The 17,856-nt window shown below is 39.7% G+C and carries 13 protein-coding genes; 11 read left to right on the top strand and 2 right to left on the bottom strand.

From position 1 onward, the window contains the following. Positions 1 to 54: 54 nt before the first annotated feature. Both ACN222_RS12910 and ACN222_RS12915 read right to left on the bottom strand, forming a co-directional pair. Positions 55 to 1,095, bottom strand: coding sequence for a FecCD family ABC transporter permease (locus ACN222_RS12910; protein ID WP_010996741.1), 1,041 nt, complete (start codon positions 1,093 to 1,095; stop codon positions 55 to 57). Then, positions 1,092 to 2,123 carry a FecCD family ABC transporter permease gene (locus ACN222_RS12915; RefSeq protein ID WP_010996742.1) on the bottom strand — a complete coding sequence of 344 codons (1,032 nt, stop codon included), beginning with the start codon at positions 2,121 to 2,123 and terminating at the stop codon, positions 1,092 to 1,094. Before ACN222_RS12915 ends, ACN222_RS12910 begins: the two co-directional genes overlap by 4 nt. A 474-nt stretch (positions 2,124 to 2,597) precedes the next feature. Between ACN222_RS12915 and ACN222_RS12920 the strand changes: the two genes are divergently transcribed. From ACN222_RS12920 to ACN222_RS12970, 11 genes are all read left to right on the top strand, one after another. Further along, positions 2,598 to 3,581 (top strand): helix-turn-helix domain-containing protein, encoded by a 984-nt coding sequence (locus ACN222_RS12920; protein WP_010996743.1) that lies wholly within the window; start codon positions 2,598 to 2,600, stop codon positions 3,579 to 3,581. Between the two features lie 161 nt (positions 3,582 to 3,742). Next, complete coding sequence (locus tag ACN222_RS12925; RefSeq protein ID WP_419756903.1) at positions 3,743 to 4,738, top strand: TonB-dependent receptor plug domain-containing protein; 996 nt, start codon at positions 3,743 to 3,745, stop codon at positions 4,736 to 4,738. A gap of 15 nt (positions 4,739 to 4,753) precedes the next feature. After that, positions 4,754 to 6,286, top strand: a complete 1,533-nt coding sequence (locus tag ACN222_RS12930; protein WP_419756904.1) for a TonB-dependent siderophore receptor — start codon at positions 4,754 to 4,756, stop codon at positions 6,284 to 6,286. Positions 6,287 to 6,331: 45 nt separating this feature from the next. Beyond that, positions 6,332 to 7,285, top strand: a complete 954-nt coding sequence (locus ACN222_RS12935) for a sucrase ferredoxin (protein WP_010996745.1) — start codon at positions 6,332 to 6,334, stop codon at positions 7,283 to 7,285. Further along, positions 7,286 to 8,278, top strand: coding sequence for an ABC transporter substrate-binding protein (locus tag ACN222_RS12940; RefSeq protein WP_010996746.1), 993 nt, complete (start codon positions 7,286 to 7,288; stop codon positions 8,276 to 8,278). A gap of 250 nt (positions 8,279 to 8,528) precedes the next feature. Next, the gene (locus tag ACN222_RS12945; protein WP_010996747.1) at positions 8,529 to 9,515 is read left to right on the top strand and encodes a helix-turn-helix transcriptional regulator; all 987 of its coding nucleotides are present in this window, start codon (positions 8,529 to 8,531) and stop codon (positions 9,513 to 9,515) included. Between the two features lie 160 nt (positions 9,516 to 9,675). Beyond that, complete coding sequence (locus tag ACN222_RS12950; protein ID WP_010996748.1) at positions 9,676 to 12,225, top strand: TonB-dependent siderophore receptor; 2,550 nt, start codon at positions 9,676 to 9,678, stop codon at positions 12,223 to 12,225. A gap of 33 nt (positions 12,226 to 12,258) precedes the next feature. Next, on the top strand, positions 12,259 to 13,260 hold the full coding sequence (locus ACN222_RS12955; protein ID WP_010996749.1) for an iron-siderophore ABC transporter substrate-binding protein: 1,002 nt from the start codon (positions 12,259 to 12,261) through the stop codon (positions 13,258 to 13,260). 125 nt (positions 13,261 to 13,385) lie between these two features. Next, entirely contained in the window at positions 13,386 to 13,778 is a 393-nt protein-coding gene (locus tag ACN222_RS12960; protein ID WP_044523016.1) for a DUF1636 family protein, read from the top strand. A gap of 329 nt (positions 13,779 to 14,107) precedes the next feature. After that, on the top strand, positions 14,108 to 15,100 hold the full coding sequence (locus ACN222_RS12965) for a helix-turn-helix transcriptional regulator (RefSeq protein WP_010996751.1): 993 nt from the start codon (positions 14,108 to 14,110) through the stop codon (positions 15,098 to 15,100). A gap of 175 nt (positions 15,101 to 15,275) precedes the next feature. After that, positions 15,276 to 17,834 carry a TonB-dependent siderophore receptor gene (locus ACN222_RS12970; protein ID WP_044521422.1) on the top strand — a complete coding sequence of 853 codons (2,559 nt, stop codon included), beginning with the start codon at positions 15,276 to 15,278 and terminating at the stop codon, positions 17,832 to 17,834. The last annotated feature ends 22 nt before the right edge of the window (positions 17,835 to 17,856 follow it).

Here is a 17,856-nt window from a genome sequence, read left to right on the forward strand (position 1 = left end):
GCGGGTTTAACCGACATATGTGTTTTCTGTGTGAATATCTCACAGAACCCATCCCTACTTCTTGCGATTACGAATTAACAAATAGAGGAAATAAGGCGCACCGACGGCAGCTGTCACTACGCCACAAGGAATTTCGATAGGTGCAAAGAGGGTTCGTCCCAAGAAGTCTGCCACAACAACAAGCATCCCTCCCAACAACGCAGAGGTAGGGAGCAAGCCTTGATGATTTGTACCTACTAACTGTCTGCCTAAATGGGGTGCTATTAATCCTACAAAACCAATCATTCCGGCTGTGGCGACTCCTGCACCTGCCAATGCTACACCTACTAGCACTAGCAAACCACGCTGCCATTCCACACGAGTACCTAAACCTTTGGCAACATCATCTCCCAAATTTAAGGTGTTCAAATGTCTGGCTAATGTCAACGCCATCGGGACAAAAACGATTAACCAAGGTAAGAAGGAAAAGACTTGTTCCCAGGTGCGTCCGTAGACACTACCCGCTAACCATACCAAAGCGTCACTGACGCTATAGATATCGCCAAAGGTAATCATCAAGCTGGTGAAAGCACCTGCGATCGCAGATAATCCCACACCCATTAAAATAAACAAAACGGGGGAACTACCATTGTTCCAAGCTAAGGAGTAAATTAAACCAGCCATTAATAAAGCACCTGCAAAGGCTGATAAAGGCAAAGTGTAAATGGGCGCTGAGGGAAATAGGACAATTACTGTAACTGCTGCTAGACTTGCCCCGGCATTAATGCCAATAATACCGGGATCAGCTAGTGGGTTGCGTGTGATGCCTTGAAAGATAGTCCCGGCAACGGCTAGTGCCACTCCTACCATGCAAGCGACAAGGGTACGGGGTAGACGCAGGTTGTAAATCACAAAAGCATGATCTGGGTTGCCTGTATCTATACCTAATACTGTTTTGATGATATCTAAGGGCGCAATGGGATATTCACCCCGCCCTAAGTTCATTACCATCGCTACCACAATAGCCACTACCAAACATAGCAATATTGGTGGTACACGTCGGTCAATCCGCAAAGACATGGTTTCGGAACGGATGACGAGCCAATCAACCTTCATTTCTTCACCTTTGATTTAGCCAAGTAAACAAAAAAGGGTGCGCCAACCAATGCTGTCATTACTCCCACAGGTAATTCCTGGGGTTTGAGTAATACACGGGCCGCCACATCTGCAACTAAAAGTAAAGTTGCACCGACGACTGCGGAGTATGGCAAAATCCAACGATAATCAGCTTTGATGAAAAATCTCACCATGTGAGGCACGACTAAGCCAATAAAGCCAATTGGCCCAGCCAGAGATACGGAACTTCCCGCCAGTAAAACCACGCTGATGGCAGTTGTAATTTTCACCCAAGCAGTCTGTTGACCCAAGCCTTTAGCCATATCTTCACCCAGACTCATGGTTGTAATTTGTCTACCCAGAGCAAAGGCTACTACTAAGCCAATCATGACGAAAGGTAAGGCTGACAATAAGATGTTGAAATCTCGTCCAGCCAAAGAACCAGCTAACCAAAATCTAATTTCTTCTAAGGTGCGTTGACTAACGATGAGAATAGCAGTGGTGAGGGAAGAAATCAGTGCTGTCAACGCCGCACCTGCTACGGTGAGATTTAATGGTGTAGCTCCTCCCTTCCCTAAAGACCCAAGGAAGTAGACTAACATCGCTGTGACTCCTGCACCCAAAAAGGCCACAGTGGTTAACAAACCCAAGGAGGAGCTGCCAAACACGAAAATTGTTGTAACTACAGCTAATGCGGCCCCCGACTCAATCCCTAAAATTCCTGGATCTGCTAGAGGGTTGCGTGTCAAACCTTGCATTAATGCGCCAGCGACTGCCAAGGATGATCCTACAAGAAGAGCGACGAGCGATCGCGGTAATCTCACCGTCTGAATCACTAAATGCTCATAAGAACCATCAAAGGTGATAAAGGATTCCAGAATCTTGTTTAACGGTATTTCTGCCGCACCCAATGTAACACTGTACACCAAGCAAATTAGCAGAATCAGTATGCCCAGAATCAGACCCACTAATGGCGATATTTTGGGTGGATTCCAGTTCCTTGGTGATGCTGTGGTTGCTCTTGTCATTATCTCCTAGTTAATTGAAAAATATAGTCATTTGGGTAAGTTGGTTGTGCTTTCTTTGACATTTGCCAGTTCAACATCTTAATTGAGAATTAATATAAGAAGATTAAGTGTTTAAGCAAGGTATATTCTCGCATTCTTGAGATTTACAGCCTGATGTAAGCGGAAAGGTTCAAGATTATACTTTATACTTATTAGTATATTTTTTCAACTTTTTGTAGTCTTGTTTGATGAAAAAACAGAAATAATTGCCAAATAGTAGAGACAGTTAGTTACTTGCTGTGTGGTTGAATGCTGAAAATCAACACGAAAAATATACCAGTTAAATCCCTGACAGCTTAGTATGTCTGCTATGCCAAAGATGGCACGGCATATAATGTCTGCTACTCTCTAACTGTAGAAACGACCAAAATTAATGATATAGTCTCTTATTTTTTTCTATTTTCTTAAGTAAACTGTGTAGATAATTCTAAGTAAATGGTACTCATCCTTCAGGAATCAGCAGATTGTTATCAATCATTGACAGAAAATAACAACACTCCGCAATCAAATATCTGGGAAGCTCATATACATGATCCACAAGGTATGAGTCATGGTTATAGACAATGGTTTCATTTGCGCCCTGGAATATCTCTGCTCACTGATCACTATCAGTTAAATAACGATTTAATTGTGGAGAAAATATCTGCTCCTAACTGTCTGTGGTTAGAGTTGAGTTTTAGTATATTTGGTAATAATAATAATGAAGATGTCTACTCAGGACAAAATTTCTTATATGTATATAGAGAATTAGGCAAAGCTGGTTATACTAAATGGCAAGCTCAGGAAAGAATCTTGAAGTTTGATATTCATATTGAATATTCACAAATTCAAAAATTACTTGCTCATCAAATGGATGTATTGCCTGTAAGCTTTAGGCAAATGTTTGAAAAAAATGATGATGAGCCTAATTATCGGAATTTTGGGATTACCACCCACGAAATGCAAACTGTTTTACGTCAAATCTTAAATTGCCCATATCAAGGTTTGACAAAACAACTCTATTTGGAGGGTAAAATATTAGAACTATTAGCATTACGTTTAGAATATCTCCAAGAAAATCCTAATTTTAATAAAAGCACGACTTTGAAACCTCATCAACTTGATAGTATTTATCATGCTAGAGATATTTTAATTAATAATATTAATAACCCACCTTCATTAATAAATTTAGCCCGACAGGTAGGATTAAATGATTGCACCCTGAAAAAAGGTTTTCAAGAGATATTCGGTACTACAGTTTTTGGATATTTACACGAATATCGTATGGAAGAGGCGAAAGAATTACTCTTAGACAAGAAAATGAATGTGACTCAAGTAGCTCAAATCGTCGGTTACGAAGCACGTACTTCTTTTATTAGGGCTTTCCGTAAAAAGTTCGGTGTGAGTCCTACTGCTTATGTCCAAAAAAATTCCGCTTAGGTAACAGAAAAATTCCCGTTACGTCACACTTAGAGCTTTAACTCTCCGTTTAATTACAGTAAGATTCTTGCTAAGAATTACTAATAACAGAAGCAAGTCTCAATGAGATGTAACTAAAAGTACACCTCATTGGTGCTTTATCTTTCTGTATGAGAGGAGAGATGTTAATTAAACCAGCATTATTGCATCGTTTATGTTTGGCGGCGACGGTATCAGTTTTAATCAGTAATCAAACTGTATGGGCAGAGGTAAATACCTCACAAAATAAGACTCCTCAACTGAGTAAAGGTGTCCCAATACTGGCGCAAGCACCGACAACTGAAATTTTAGAAGTAACAGGCGTGAAAGCGAATCCCACAGAAAAAGGCGTAGAAGTAATTCTACAGACTACCTCTGGGGAAAAATTACAACTGGTAAATCGTAGTCAAGGTAACGCATATATTGCTGATATTCCTAATGCACAGTTACGCTTACCTAATGGTGATACTTTTACATTCACTTCCCCAAAGCCAGTGGAGGGAATTAGCGAGATTATAGTCAGCAATCTGGATGCTAATACTATTCGGGTGACAGTCACAGGTGAGGCGGGATTACCTGTAGTAGAGTTATTTGATAGTGATGAGGGTTTGATTTTGGGAGTGTTGAGTGCAGCACCGTCACAGACACAAGCTACACCAACACCAGAACCAGAACAACCAGCCGCTACAACTGATCAGCCTATTGAACTTGTAGTAACAGGACAACAAGATAGCTATCGTGTAACGAATGCTGCAACGGCTACTAAGACTGATACACCCTTGCGGGATATTCCCCAATCAATTCAAGTCATTCCTCGTCAAGTGATTGAGGATCAACGCGCTACCCAGTTGAATGAAGCATTGCGGAATGTCAGTGGTGTACAGCCATCCAACAGTGCAGGGAGAACACGCGATCGCTTCGTGATTCGGGGATTTGATGATTTCAACTCGGTAATTCGAGATGGGTTTAAAGAAAACACCTCTGTATATAGAGAAACTGCCAATATTGAACGCATAGAAGTGTTAAAAGGCCCGGCTTCTGTGTTATTTGGACAACTAGAACCAGGGGGAGTAATTAACGTTATTACCAAGCAACCCCAGAGAGAACCCTTTTTAATTATGGGTTTACCCATAAGTTAAAAGGTTCTCTCGGGGTTGCTTGTAATAACGTTAATTACTCCCCCTGGTTCTAAAACCTTGCGATTGCGAGTTAATGCAGCTGTAGAAATTTCCGAATCCTTCCGTGACTTTGACAAAGAAACTAGCCGCTTTTTTATTGCGCCTGTATTAGCGTGGGAGATTGGCGATCGCACAAGCTTAGTATTTGACCTAGAATATTTAAAAGACTCTCGACCATTTGATCGGGGTTTAGTAGCATTAGGCGATCGCGTTGCTGAGATTCCCTTCAATCGCATCTTAGGCGAACCCTTTGACTCTAAAGAAGTAGAAGACTTACGGATTGGTACACGCTTTGAGCATGGCTTCAATGATAACTGGAAACTGCGTTCTGCCTTCCGAATTGTCTCCACACAAACATCTAGTTTTGTGACTGAACCTGGTAGTTTGGATGAAGCCACAGGTTTACTATCTCGTGATTTTGGTGTAGATCGACCTACACCTGATGAAACCTACGCTTTTCAAACTGATCTGATCGGTAAATTTAAAACTGGTGCAATTGAACACGAACTTGTAATTGGCTTTGACTTTAACCGCCAAACTAACTTCGTTGACGATCGCCGCAGCGCACCCGCACCCGCTATTGATATTTTCAACCCAGTCTATTTGACTGCTAGACCTAATATAGAATCAGATCCGTTTCGGGGTTTATTTGCAGCAGATAACATTGGTATCTATATCCAAGACCAAATTAAACTGGCAGAAAATCTCAAACTCCTGATTGGCGGACGTTATGATTTTACCAATCAAAGTTTCCTGAGTATTGTTGATGGTGTGAAATTCTTTGATATATCCGATCAAGCATTTAGCCCCCGTATAGGCATAGTATATCAACCAATTACACCCCTCTCTCTTTACGCCAGTTATAGCCGTTCTTTCGCGCAAAACTTTGGCATTCAACGGGACAACTCACGCATAGAACCAGAACGAGGAACACAATACGAAGTTGGTGTGAGAGGAGAATTTTTAGATGGTAAATTGATTGCGAGTTTAGCGGGTTATCAGATTACTAAAACCAATGTTGCCACACCCGACCCCGCAGATTTAAACTTTTCTATTCCCGTTGGCGAAGTACGAAGTCGAGGGATTGAATTTGATATTGCTGGAGAACTGGCTAAAGGCTGGAATATTATTGCTTCCTATGCCTATACAGATGCCAAGATTACAGAAGATAATACCGATAACGAAGGCAATCGCCTCAATCGAGTGCCAGAAAATAGTGCTAGTATTTGGACAACCTACGAATTGCAAAGTGGGGCGTTGCAAGGTTTGGGTATGGGTGTGGGATTATTTTTTGTAGGTGAACGTCAAGGAGACTTAAGTAATTCCTTTACCGTTCCTGGCTACACCCGCACTGATGCTGCTTTGTTCTATCGTCGAGATAACTGGAATATAGGTCTCAATTTTAAAAACATTTTTGATGTTAACTATATTGAGTCCACCACATCCCGCACATCAATTGATGCTGGTATTCCTTTTACGGTTATCGGTTCGTTGTCTGTAAAATTTTAATTGGGGACTGGGGACTGGGGACTGGGGACTGGGGACTGGGGACTGATGAATTACTTTTTTTGTGCTGATGAATCTCGCCAAGTTAACGAAGATCCGATTGGTAGTGGTTGCAGACGACAGTGCTATGTATTGATTGAATGTCCGCCTCCTTGGATGGCGAATGAATTTGATTCTAAAGCTGTACCTGCAAATTTGCGATCGCTAGAAAATGAGTTCTATGCAGTCGAACCTGATGGAATTTTACTATTTATCTACAGCGAAGAATTACGGCAAAATTATCTAACCCGTATCCTCATTTTTCGCCCCATGATGGGTTATTCCGGGGGATATATCAAGCAAGAAATTCATGTTTCTAGTCTTGAGGATGTGGCGATTGTTCTCAAAGATTGGTTAGCGGGTAAAGATATTGCTGATACAGATATCAATCCTCACACTAGGGATATCTTAGTTTGTACTCACGGCACTCATGATAAATGTTGTGCTAAATATGGTATCCCTTTTTATCGCCAGGCTAAAAATATAGTAGCTGATTTGGCTGTAGAATCTGTCCGAATTTGGCAATCTAGCCATTTTAGTGGTCATCGCTTTGCCCCTACTATTTTGGATTTGCCCCAAGGTAGATACTACGGTAAATTAGACTGCCAAAGTTTTACAAATATTCTCACCTACACAGGGGATATTAACTGTTTAAAATCCATCTATCGTGGTTGGGGAATCCTCCCGTTTCCGGCGCAAGTGATGGAGGGAGAATTGATTTTTTTACATGGTTGGCAATGGTTTAATTATAAAGTTAGCTGTTGTTTCATAGAACAAAGTGAAGATGAGTGCTTTAATCGCATAGAAATTAGTGCTATTCTTCCCGATGGTGATATTAAAACTTATCAAGCGGATGTGGTGGAAGATGAGAGTAAATCTATATATTTAATTGGGGATTGTCATGGGATTGAGCCAGAACTGATTCCTAAATACTCTGTGAATAATCTTATACAAATTATCTAAATGAAGACTTGGTTTAAGTATATAAAATTATTGCTGCTATCAGTTTGTACTTTTTTGTTAGTGACAGGCTGTAACAGTAACGTATCAAAATTACCAAGTAATCAGACTACCAGCAATATAACTACAAATTGCCGTGTAATTAATCATGAAGCAGGTAAAACGCAGATCTGCGGACAACCTAAAAAAGTTGTTGCTCTGAGTCCGCCTGTGTTAGATATGATGCTTGCTTTGGGTGTGCAACCTGCGGGTTATGCGGAAGTAGACTTGCTCAACAGTAAAGTATTTGATCGACCTAAAGAGCAAATTCCCTACCTTGGCGATCGCATTACCAGTCAACCGATGAATGTAGGCGATCGCGGTAATCCTTCTTTAGAAAGTTTACTGCAACTGAAGCCAGATTTGATTTTAGGTGAAGCATCTTATAACGAAACTGAATACCAAATCTTAAACAAAATTGCACCGACAATTTTAATAAGTCATCGAGATGGTATCACTCCAGCTTGGCAACAAACAATCTCAATTATTGCCCAAGCTTTAGGACGAGAAGATAAAGTACCAACCGTCATAGCAGAGTATGAACAGAAATTATCCCAAGCCAAAACTGCGATCGCTCCTATTGCTCAACACCAGGAACTATTGCTGTTAGCATTTAGGGGAATTACTCTAACCTCATTTACCTTTGGAGCAGAAACCTTTGCTGGCGGACTATTACAAGATTTAGGATTTAAGCTTGTTAGTCCTGAATCCACAGAATATGAAGTGGCGTTGGAAGTATTACCTAAATTTAAGTCCGACTTAATTGTGATTATGCCTTCAGGAAATAACAATATAGAAAACGCCAAGCGTCAATGGAGTCAAAATCCGATTTTACAGTCTATATCTGCTCACAATACAAATCGAATTTACTTCATTGATTACCAACTAGCAAGCCGCATTCGCGGGCCGATCGCTGCTGAGTTGTTTGTTAATCAAGTTCGTCAATTGCTGTCTTGATATAGGACTCATCTTTGATTTCTGAAAAACCAAATTGGCTAGAAGCTTGCTATACAGAGCTTTGTTTCTCAGTATACGTAGCAAAATTCAAGTACGATTCCTATATGATTTTTCAGTATGCCTGATATGTCAAATATGACACATTAGATAATATCTGCTCCTTTGGAATTGCAGAAACTAACAAACTAATGATAAGATTTATCATCTATTTTGATTTTCTCCACTTATCTGTGTAGATAATTTCAAACCAATGGTACTCATCCTTCAGGAATCAGCAGATTGTTATCAACCATTGACAGAAAATAACAACACTCCACAATCAACTATCTGGGAAGCTCATATACATGATCCGCAAGGTATGAGTCATGGTTATAGACAATGGTTTCATTTGCGCCCAGGAATATCTCTGCTCACTGATTGTTATCAGTTAAATGATGATTTAGTTGTGGAGAAAGCACCTAGCCCTGCTTTAATTTGGTTAGAGTTAAGTTTTAATATCTTTGGTCATAACATCTGTGAAGGTGTCTACCCAGGAGAAAATTTCTTAGATGTATATCGAGGATTAGAACCAGCAAATCATACTGAATGGCAAGCACAGGAAAAAGTTTTAAAATTTGATATTCACCTTGAATATTCAGAACTTCAAAGATTATTTGCTCATCAAATGGATTTATTGCCAGCTAGCTTTAGACGAATGTTTGAAAAAAATGATGATGAGCCTGAGTATCGGAATTTTGGCATTACCACCCATGAAATGCAAATTGTGTTACGTCAGATTTTAAATTGTCCCTATCAAGGTTTGACAAAACAACTTTATTTGGAAGGCAAAATATTAGAATTATTAGCTTTACGGTTGGAATATCTACAAGAAAATCCTACTAATATCAATACAGACAATACTCTTAAAAATCATCAAGTTGATGGTATTTACCATGCTAGAGATATTTTAATTAAAAATCTCAATAACCCACCTTCATTAATAGATTTGGCGAGGCTGGTGGGATTAAATGATTGCACACTAAAAAAGGGGTTTCAAGAGGTGTTTGGGACTACAGCCTTTGGATATTTACATGAATATCGTATGGAACAGGCGAAAGAATTACTCTTAGAAAAAGAAATGAATGTGACTCAAGTAGCCCAAGTGGTTGGTTATGAAGCGCGTACTTCTTTTATCAGGGCTTTCCGTAAAAAGTTCGGTGTGAGTCCTACTGCTTATATCCAAAGAAATTCCGCTTAGGTAACAATAAATTCCGTTGATGTCACACTTAGAGCTTTAACTCTCCATTTAATTGCAGTAAGATTCTCGCTAAGAATTACTAATAACAGAAGCAAGTCTCAATGAGATGTCATGCAATATACACCTCATTATGGCTTTATCTTTCTGTATGTGAGGAGAGATGTTAATTAAAGCAGGTTTATTAAATACTTTGTACTTGGCGACAATAGTATCAATCTTAATCAGTAATCAAACTGTACGGGCAGAGGTAAACACCACAGGCAATCAAACTCCTCAACTGAGTAAAGATGTCTCAATATTGGCGCAAGCACCGACAACTGAAATTGTACAAGTAACAGGAGTGACAGCAAATCCTACAGAAAAAGGCGTGGAAGTTATTTTACAGACTACCTCTGGGGAAAAATTACAACTGGTAAATCTCAGTCAAGGTAACGCATACATAGTTGATATTCCTAATGCACAGTTACGCTTACCTAATGGTGATAGTTTTACATTCACTTCCCCAAAGCCAGTGGAGGGAATTAGCGAGATTATAGTTACCAATCTGGATGCTAATACTATTCGGGTGACAGTCACAGGTGAGACGGGATTACCTGTAGTAGAGTTATTTGATAGTGATGAGGGTTTGATTTTGGGGGTGGTGAGTGCAACACCCCCACAGACACAAGCTACACCAGAACAACCAGCAGCACAGACTGAAGAAAATCAAGAACCAATTGAACTGGTGGTGACAGGCGAACAGGATATATATAGTGTTCCTAATGCTTCCACTGCTACCAGAACCGATACTCCATTGCGCGATATCCCTCAATCGATTCAAGTGATCCCGCAGCAGGTGTTGAAAGACCAGCAAGTAACTCGCATCTTAGATGCTGTGCGGAATGTGTCAGGGGTGACTCCACAAAAAGGTTATGGAGATGCGACAGATTTTTATACTATTCGCGGATTTAACTCGAATCGAACTCTGAGAAATGGATTCAATGTTCGAGCCGCTAGGGGTGGTACGTCTACTTTTACCGCTCCTAGCAGCGTTGAGCGAGTCGAAGTTCTCAAAGGCCCGGCTTCCGTTTTGTATGGGCAATTAGAACCAGGGGGACTTGTAAATATTGTTACCAAAAAACCCCTCAGCGATCCCTACTATGCGGCTGAATTTACTGCTGGGAGTTACAGTTTTTATAGCCCTTCATTAGATATCTCTGGGCCTCTGACTACTGACAAAAAACTGTTATATCGCTTGAATGCTTCGTATCAAAACTTTGGTAGCTTCATTGATTTTGTCAATGGGGAAAACTTGTCTATTGTACCCGTCGTCAATTATCAGATTAGCGATCGCACAGCCTTAACTTTTGAGTATGAACATTCACGCTCAAATCAGTCTTTTAATGATGGTTTACCCATAGATCCCATTTCCTTTGAGTTACCCATCAGTCGAAATTTAAACAATCCTGACGATACACTTGACAATACCACTAATAGTCTCAATTTCACCTTGGAGCATGGATTTAATGATAATATCCGCCTCCGCACTGTTTTTGGAGCTTCTTTTTCTGAGGGGACAACTTTAGCCTACCGTCTGTTTAACTACAATCCAGAAACCAATGAAGTCCTACGAGCCTTTCGGAATAGTCCAGATTATGAAAATGACTATTCTTGGCAAACCGATGTGATTGCTAAGTTTAATACTGGCGCAGTCAAACATGAGCTACTTGTCGGATTTGAACTCGCTTTTAATGATAACGCTTACAATGCAACGGATTCAGAAGACAGCTTCATTAATGTTTTTAATCCTGTGTATGATACACCAATCCCACTAGCATTATACAGTTTTAGTGGCAAAAGCAATTCTAATACCATAGGTCTCTATCTCCAAGATCAAATCACCCTCTCGCCTAATTTAAAGTTATTAATCGGAGGTAGATATGATTTTGCTAGAGCTAAATCTGATTCTAATTTCCAGTTTATAGGTGAACCTGACAGCCCTACCTCAGATGAATTTTATAATGAAGCCTTTTCCCCGCGTGTGGGATTGGTGTATCAACCGATTGAACCCATCTCTTTGTATGCTAGTTATAGTCGCTCCTTTCTCCCCAACAATGCTAAAACTTTTAGTGGAGAGATAATTGAACCAACTCGTGGTAAACAGTTGGAAGTAGGAGTCAAAGCTGATTTTGGGAGACTTTCGACAACTCTAGCAGCTTATGAGATTACTAAAACTAATATTCTCACCAGCGATCGTGACAACCCTTTTTTCTCTCTTGGGGTGGGAGAAGTCAGAAGTCGTGGTATTGAGTTAGACATTTCTGGAGAAATTTTACCAGGTTGGAATGTCATTGCTTCCACTTTTATTAATGATTCCGTCATCACCCAAGATAATAATCTACCTATTGGTGATACATTGGTTAATGCTCCAAGGCGTGGAGCTAGTCTGTGGACAACCTATGAAATTCAGACGGGCGATTTGCAAGGATTGGGCTTTGGCTTAGGGGTATTTTATGTTGGCGATCGCCAAGCTGAATTACCCAACAATCTTGTGTTACCATCCTATGTGCGTGCTGATGCTTCTATTTTCTATAGACGCGATAACTGGAGAATAGGATTAAATTTTAAAAATCTATCTGACACGAGATATTACGAATCATCTCAAAATAGTTCATTGATATATCCAGGAACACCACTTACTGTATTGGGAACTGTTTCAGTACAATTTTAAAAATTTGCCAGATATCAAAAACTAAAAGCAAAGATGTCCAAACGGTGGCTTTATTCTCTCCAGCTAATCTTCTTTATAACCTTGGTCTTTGTATTAGTGACGGGTTGTTATAGCCATCCAAATCAAAATATTCAATCTGCTAATTCAAAACCAGTCACATCTGAATGTCGAATTATCAAGCATCCCTTGGGAGAAACCTGTATTCCTTTGCATCCCCAGCGCATTATCGCTATGGATGAAGATATTTTAGAAATTTTGGTAGCACTAGATTTAAAACCCATAGCTGTAGCCATAAATTTTGATGAATGGAGTAGTAGAGAAAAACAATTATGGCAAAAAGCTGAAGGTATAGATTCAATTGTTATAGGAAATCATGGTATTTTGAATCTAGAAAAAATGCTGCTATTAAAACCAGATTTAATTTTAGGTCTAGCAGAAAGCACCGACAGAAAAAGCTACGAGTTATTTTCGCAAATAGCCCCGACTGTTACTGTTGATTATGCTCAAACTGCTTGGAGAGATGTCCTTTTGCGTGTTGGTAATATAATCGGTAAAACTGAACAAGCCCAGAAATTAATTGCTGAATTTCAGCAACGAATAGAAAAATTGCGGGTAATTGTAAAAAACAAATTGGGAAAAACAAAAATTTCTGTAGTACGTGTATATAATTACTTTCACAAAACAATAGAATTTCGCTCCAATTTCTCATTCCCCGGTAGCCTTCTTGTGGAGTTGGGACTGTCTTTTCCAGAAAAACAAAATCAAATTCCTACTAGTCCAGGCTTTCCTTTTGTATTTGCAAGTCTAGAAAGACTAGACTTACTAGATGCAGATGTAATGTTTGTCACATTAGATGCTGGTGGTGAAGAAAACTTCAAAAAATTTCAGGCTAGCCCCTTATGGCAAAAGCTGAAAGCAGTCAAAAACAATTGCGTATACACAGTTGATTCAGGTTACTGGATATTTGGCAATATTATGTCAGCTAACGCCATACTCGATGATTTAGATAAATACCTTCTCCAGCAATGTAGATAATAGGTGACGGTGAAGAAATAAGAGGAATTTGAACGGCTGATTTCTATTTTTTGCTGTATTGTTTCACTACATTACAATAATTAATGATATTATTTATCAATAAATTTTCTGTTGACATTACTCAGATGACCAAACACACCCTATTCGTTTGCAAATCTTGTCACCGTTCATCGGAAGAATTGGCAGAAAATCAGCCTTGCGATGGCAGTATTTTACTTGACAAAATTACCAGCTTGTATTCAGAAAAATTTGCAACAGAAGAACTGGAAATTCAGTCTGTGGGATGTTTATGGGCTTGCAGCCGTGGCTGTGTTGTGGCGCTTTCCAGTCCAGAAAAACCAACCTATCTGTTGGTTGATTTACCTCCAGATGCAGAAAATGCTTCAGCATTACTCGAATTTACACAGATGTACATTAATAATCGTAAAGGGGCGTTTATGTGGGAAAAACTTCCCAAAGAATTGGAGTCTGCCATTTTTGCAAGTATTCCTTCTGTATTGACGAAACCGGAAGGTTAGGTGTTATTTGCAACATCAATTGTGATGTTGCTCTACTTAACGTACACAATGCTTATAACTGAATGTCACTAAGAAAAGGTGAAACTCTTGCTGTGGATGGGTGTAGGGGTTAGGAGAAGAACAGTATTGATGAGATATCTTCACTTAAGTATTAGTTGTTTCCCCTACACCCTTACACCCCAAAAGCCTTATACCTTAAAGATTTGCGCTTATCTTAGTGCCATTCGCTTATAACTCTTGATACTCATGTCCCAGACAAAGTAACAATATTATTTCTCATCTATATATTTAAATATTTAATAAATACAAAATCCCAAATCCCAAATTACATGACCCTTGTTTTACAAGAAGATTTTCATCATTTATTGACATCAGAACCACTAGATAATAACGCTCCTTTTCAACTCAAAACTTATGAATTGCAGGTAGATGATCCCAGGGGGATAAGTCATGGTTATAGACGGTGGTTGTATTTACGTCCAGGAATCTCCCTGTTGCTAGAAAAATATAATCTGCAAGAAAACTTAGTTATTGAATATTCCCCACATCAACCTTATTCTTGTTTAGAATTAGGGTTTCATATTTTGGGTCGTGACCCTCATTTAGATTTAAGAACAGGGCAAAATTTCATAGCTTTAGAACTAGATCCTGGTGAAAGTAGTTGGAAAGAATGGCAAGCTCAAAAAGAGTTTTTAAAACTAGATATTCATATTGAATATGCTTTATTTGAAAGTTTCGTATTCGATCATATAGATAAATTACCTGCCGATTTTAGACAGATCATTGAGAATGCTAATAGCGGTGAAATGAATTATCTGCAAATTGGTAGGACAACACCACAAATGCAGACCATTTTACAACAAATATTAAATTGTCCCTATCAAAGTTTAACAAAGCAACTTTATTTAGAGGCTAAAGTATTGGAATTAATGGCGTTAAGGTTTGAAGAATTACAAGATTCGCTTATCTTAAATCAAAATATTAACCTCAAACCGATACAAATTGATAGTATTTACCAAGCCAGAGATATTCTCATTAATAATTTTACTAATCCACCAACATTAATAGCCTTAGCACGGCAAGTCAATCTGAATGATTGCACTCTTAAAAAAGGCTTTCAGCAAATATTTGGTACAACTGTCTTTGGTTATTTGCATAACTACCGTATGGAACAAGCCAAGGAATTACTTTTAGATGCCAAGTTAACTGTCAATCAAGTAGCACAATATGTAGGTTATGCTAGTCGTAGTGCTTTTATGACAGCTTTCTGTAAAAAGTTTGGCGTGAGTCCTAGCGTTTACTCGCGCAAAAATTCCGTTTAAAGAACTAAAAAATTCCGTTTAGAGAACATTCCATACTTTAGCTTTTCCTCAGATTACCGTAAGATTACTGAGAATACTTACTAATAAGACTTGCGTTTGTAATTCAAACAATCTTGCTAAAGTCATTGTCCGCTTGAGTTACGGACAAATTGTGTTATCTGATGTGGGGAGATAGATGAAGTTAGATAAATTATTTCCAAACTTGCTGCTGACAAGTGCAATACCTTTGACAATGGCTATTTTATTCGCCACTCCCACACGAGCCGAGACAGTGGGACAGGATAAAATCAAACTTCCTGTAACTAATGCTCGTATTATCGCACAAACATCAGCCCCCACCCAACAGACTCTGATTCTCATTACAGGAGTAAAGGCAAATTCCACTGAAAAAGGGGTGGAGGTAATTTTAGAAACCACCCAAGGGGAGCAACTGCAAGTTACTAATCGCAGCACGGGAAATAATTTTATTGCAGATATTACTACAGGACAATTGCAACTACCTAATGGAGATGCTTTTACATATCGCTCAGAAAAACCTATAAATGGAATTACGGAGATAACAGTTGCAAATCTTGACGCGAATACTGTACGAGTTACGGTAGTCGGTGAAAAGGCCTTACCTGCGGTTGAGTTATTTGATGATGATGCAGGGTTGATTTTGGCTGTTGAATCTACAACCACAGCCACACAACCGCCAGCAACACCAACTAGTGATGCACCTCCAGCAGAACCCATAGCCCAACAGGATGACCCAATTGAGTTGGTAGTAACGGGAGAACAAGACAGATATCGCGTACCTACCGCCTCAACTGCGACTAAAACCGATACGCCTGTGCGCGATATTCCTGGTTCGATTCAAGTGATCCCGCGTCAAATCTTAGAAGACCAAAAAACCACGCGCATACAAGAGGTATTGCAGAACGTTAGCGGTGTCAACAAACAAGGTAATTATGGTGGTACAGATGCAGGTGGATATAGAATTCGTGGCTTCGATCAGGATGGTAACTTCCGCAATGGTTTTAATGATACTGACTTTTATTCTTTGGTAGACACAGCTAACATCGATCGCATCGAAGTTCTCAAAGGACCGGCTTCGGTGCTATTCGGTCAGGCTGAACCAGGAGGAATTATCAATGTTGTCACCAAACAACCCCTGAGAACTCCCTATTATGCGGCTGAGTTGAATGTGGGTAATTATGCCTTTTATCGCCCTAGTTTTGATATTTCGGGGCCGCTGACAGATGATGGTTCACTGTTGTATCGGTTGAATGTGGCTTATCAAAATTCTGGGAGTTTTCGAGATTATAACTTTCTAGAACGGGTATTTGTTGCGCCTGTAATTACTTGGAATATTAGCGATCGCACTTCTTTAACCTTTGACTTAGAATATCAGGACAACGATTATCTCTTTGATCGTGGTATTCCTTCCATTGGCGATCGACCTGCTCCTATCCCTATTAGTCGCTTTGTTGGTCTGCCCCACGTTTATAACGATAGCACTTTTCGGATTGGCTATCGACTAGAGCATGACTTTAGTAAAGACTGGCAACTGCGTAATGCGTTTTCCTTTGTTTCTGGGAAATCATCTGGGACTTATGCCTATGGTGGCTATGACTTAATTGATGACCAGTTTGCCCCAATATACGTGAGTCGTGATGAGTTCACACGCGACATCTATACTTTACAAACAGAAGTAGTTGGTAAGTTCAAGACGGGATCAATTGTTCATCAACCTTTAATTGGGGTGGAGTTAAGACGCAACACCTGGAAATACACCTCATTCGATGTGGCAGATCCTATACTTCTGGACATTTTTAATCCCAATTATGATGTAGAACTCCCGGCTACACCTGATGAAAGCACTTTCTCCTACACAACTAGAAGAGATACTTTAGGGATTTACGTTCAAGACCAAATTACTTTTGCAGATAATTTGAAGCTCTTAGTTGGTGGTCGCTTTGATGCCTTCCAGAGAAAAGAAGAAGGTTTCTCAGAAACAGCGAGTGAAGAATCTCTCAGTGCTTTTAGTCCCCGTATCGGTATAGTTTATCAACCAATTCAAGCGATTTCTCTTTATGCCAGTTATTCTCAATCGTTTAAACCCGATCGCTTTTTTGGTCGTTCGGCAAGTAACGAACCCTTTAAGCCAACAAGAGGAACACAGTACGAAGTTGGTATCAAGGCAGATATTAGCGAAAAACTTTCAGCAACCCTAGCAGCCTACGAGATTACCAAAACTAACGTTGTCACTTCCGATCCCAACGATCCCAATTTATCTGTGCAGGTTGGAGAACAAAGAAGTAGAGGGATTGAATTAGATATTGGCGGGGAGATTGTGCCAGGTTGGAATATCATTGCCTCTTACACCTACACCGATGCAATTACCTCAAAGGACAATACCATTCCCGTAGGTAATCGCATCGATAATGTACCCGAACACGCTGCAAGTTTGTGGACAAGCTATGAACTGCAAAGCGGTGATTTAAAAGGTTTGGGCTTTGGTTTGGGACTGTACTATGTGGGAGATAGATATGCCGACGTGGAAAATACAAGCTTGTTGTCCAGCTATTTCCGAACAGATTCAGCAATATATTACAAACGAGATAACTGGAGGTTGGCTCTAAATTTCCGCAATCTTTTCAATGAAACTTACTATGAAACATCTCAAGCCAGAAATACAATCTATCCTGGTGCGCCTTTTACTGTCATCGGTTCGTTTTCAATTCAGTTTTGACCTTGATTTTTGTTGAGTTGAT

Source organism: Anabaena sp. FACHB-595 (assembly GCF_048568275.1).
In the GTDB taxonomy this organism is placed as follows: domain Bacteria; phylum Cyanobacteriota; class Cyanobacteriia; order Cyanobacteriales; family Nostocaceae; genus Trichormus.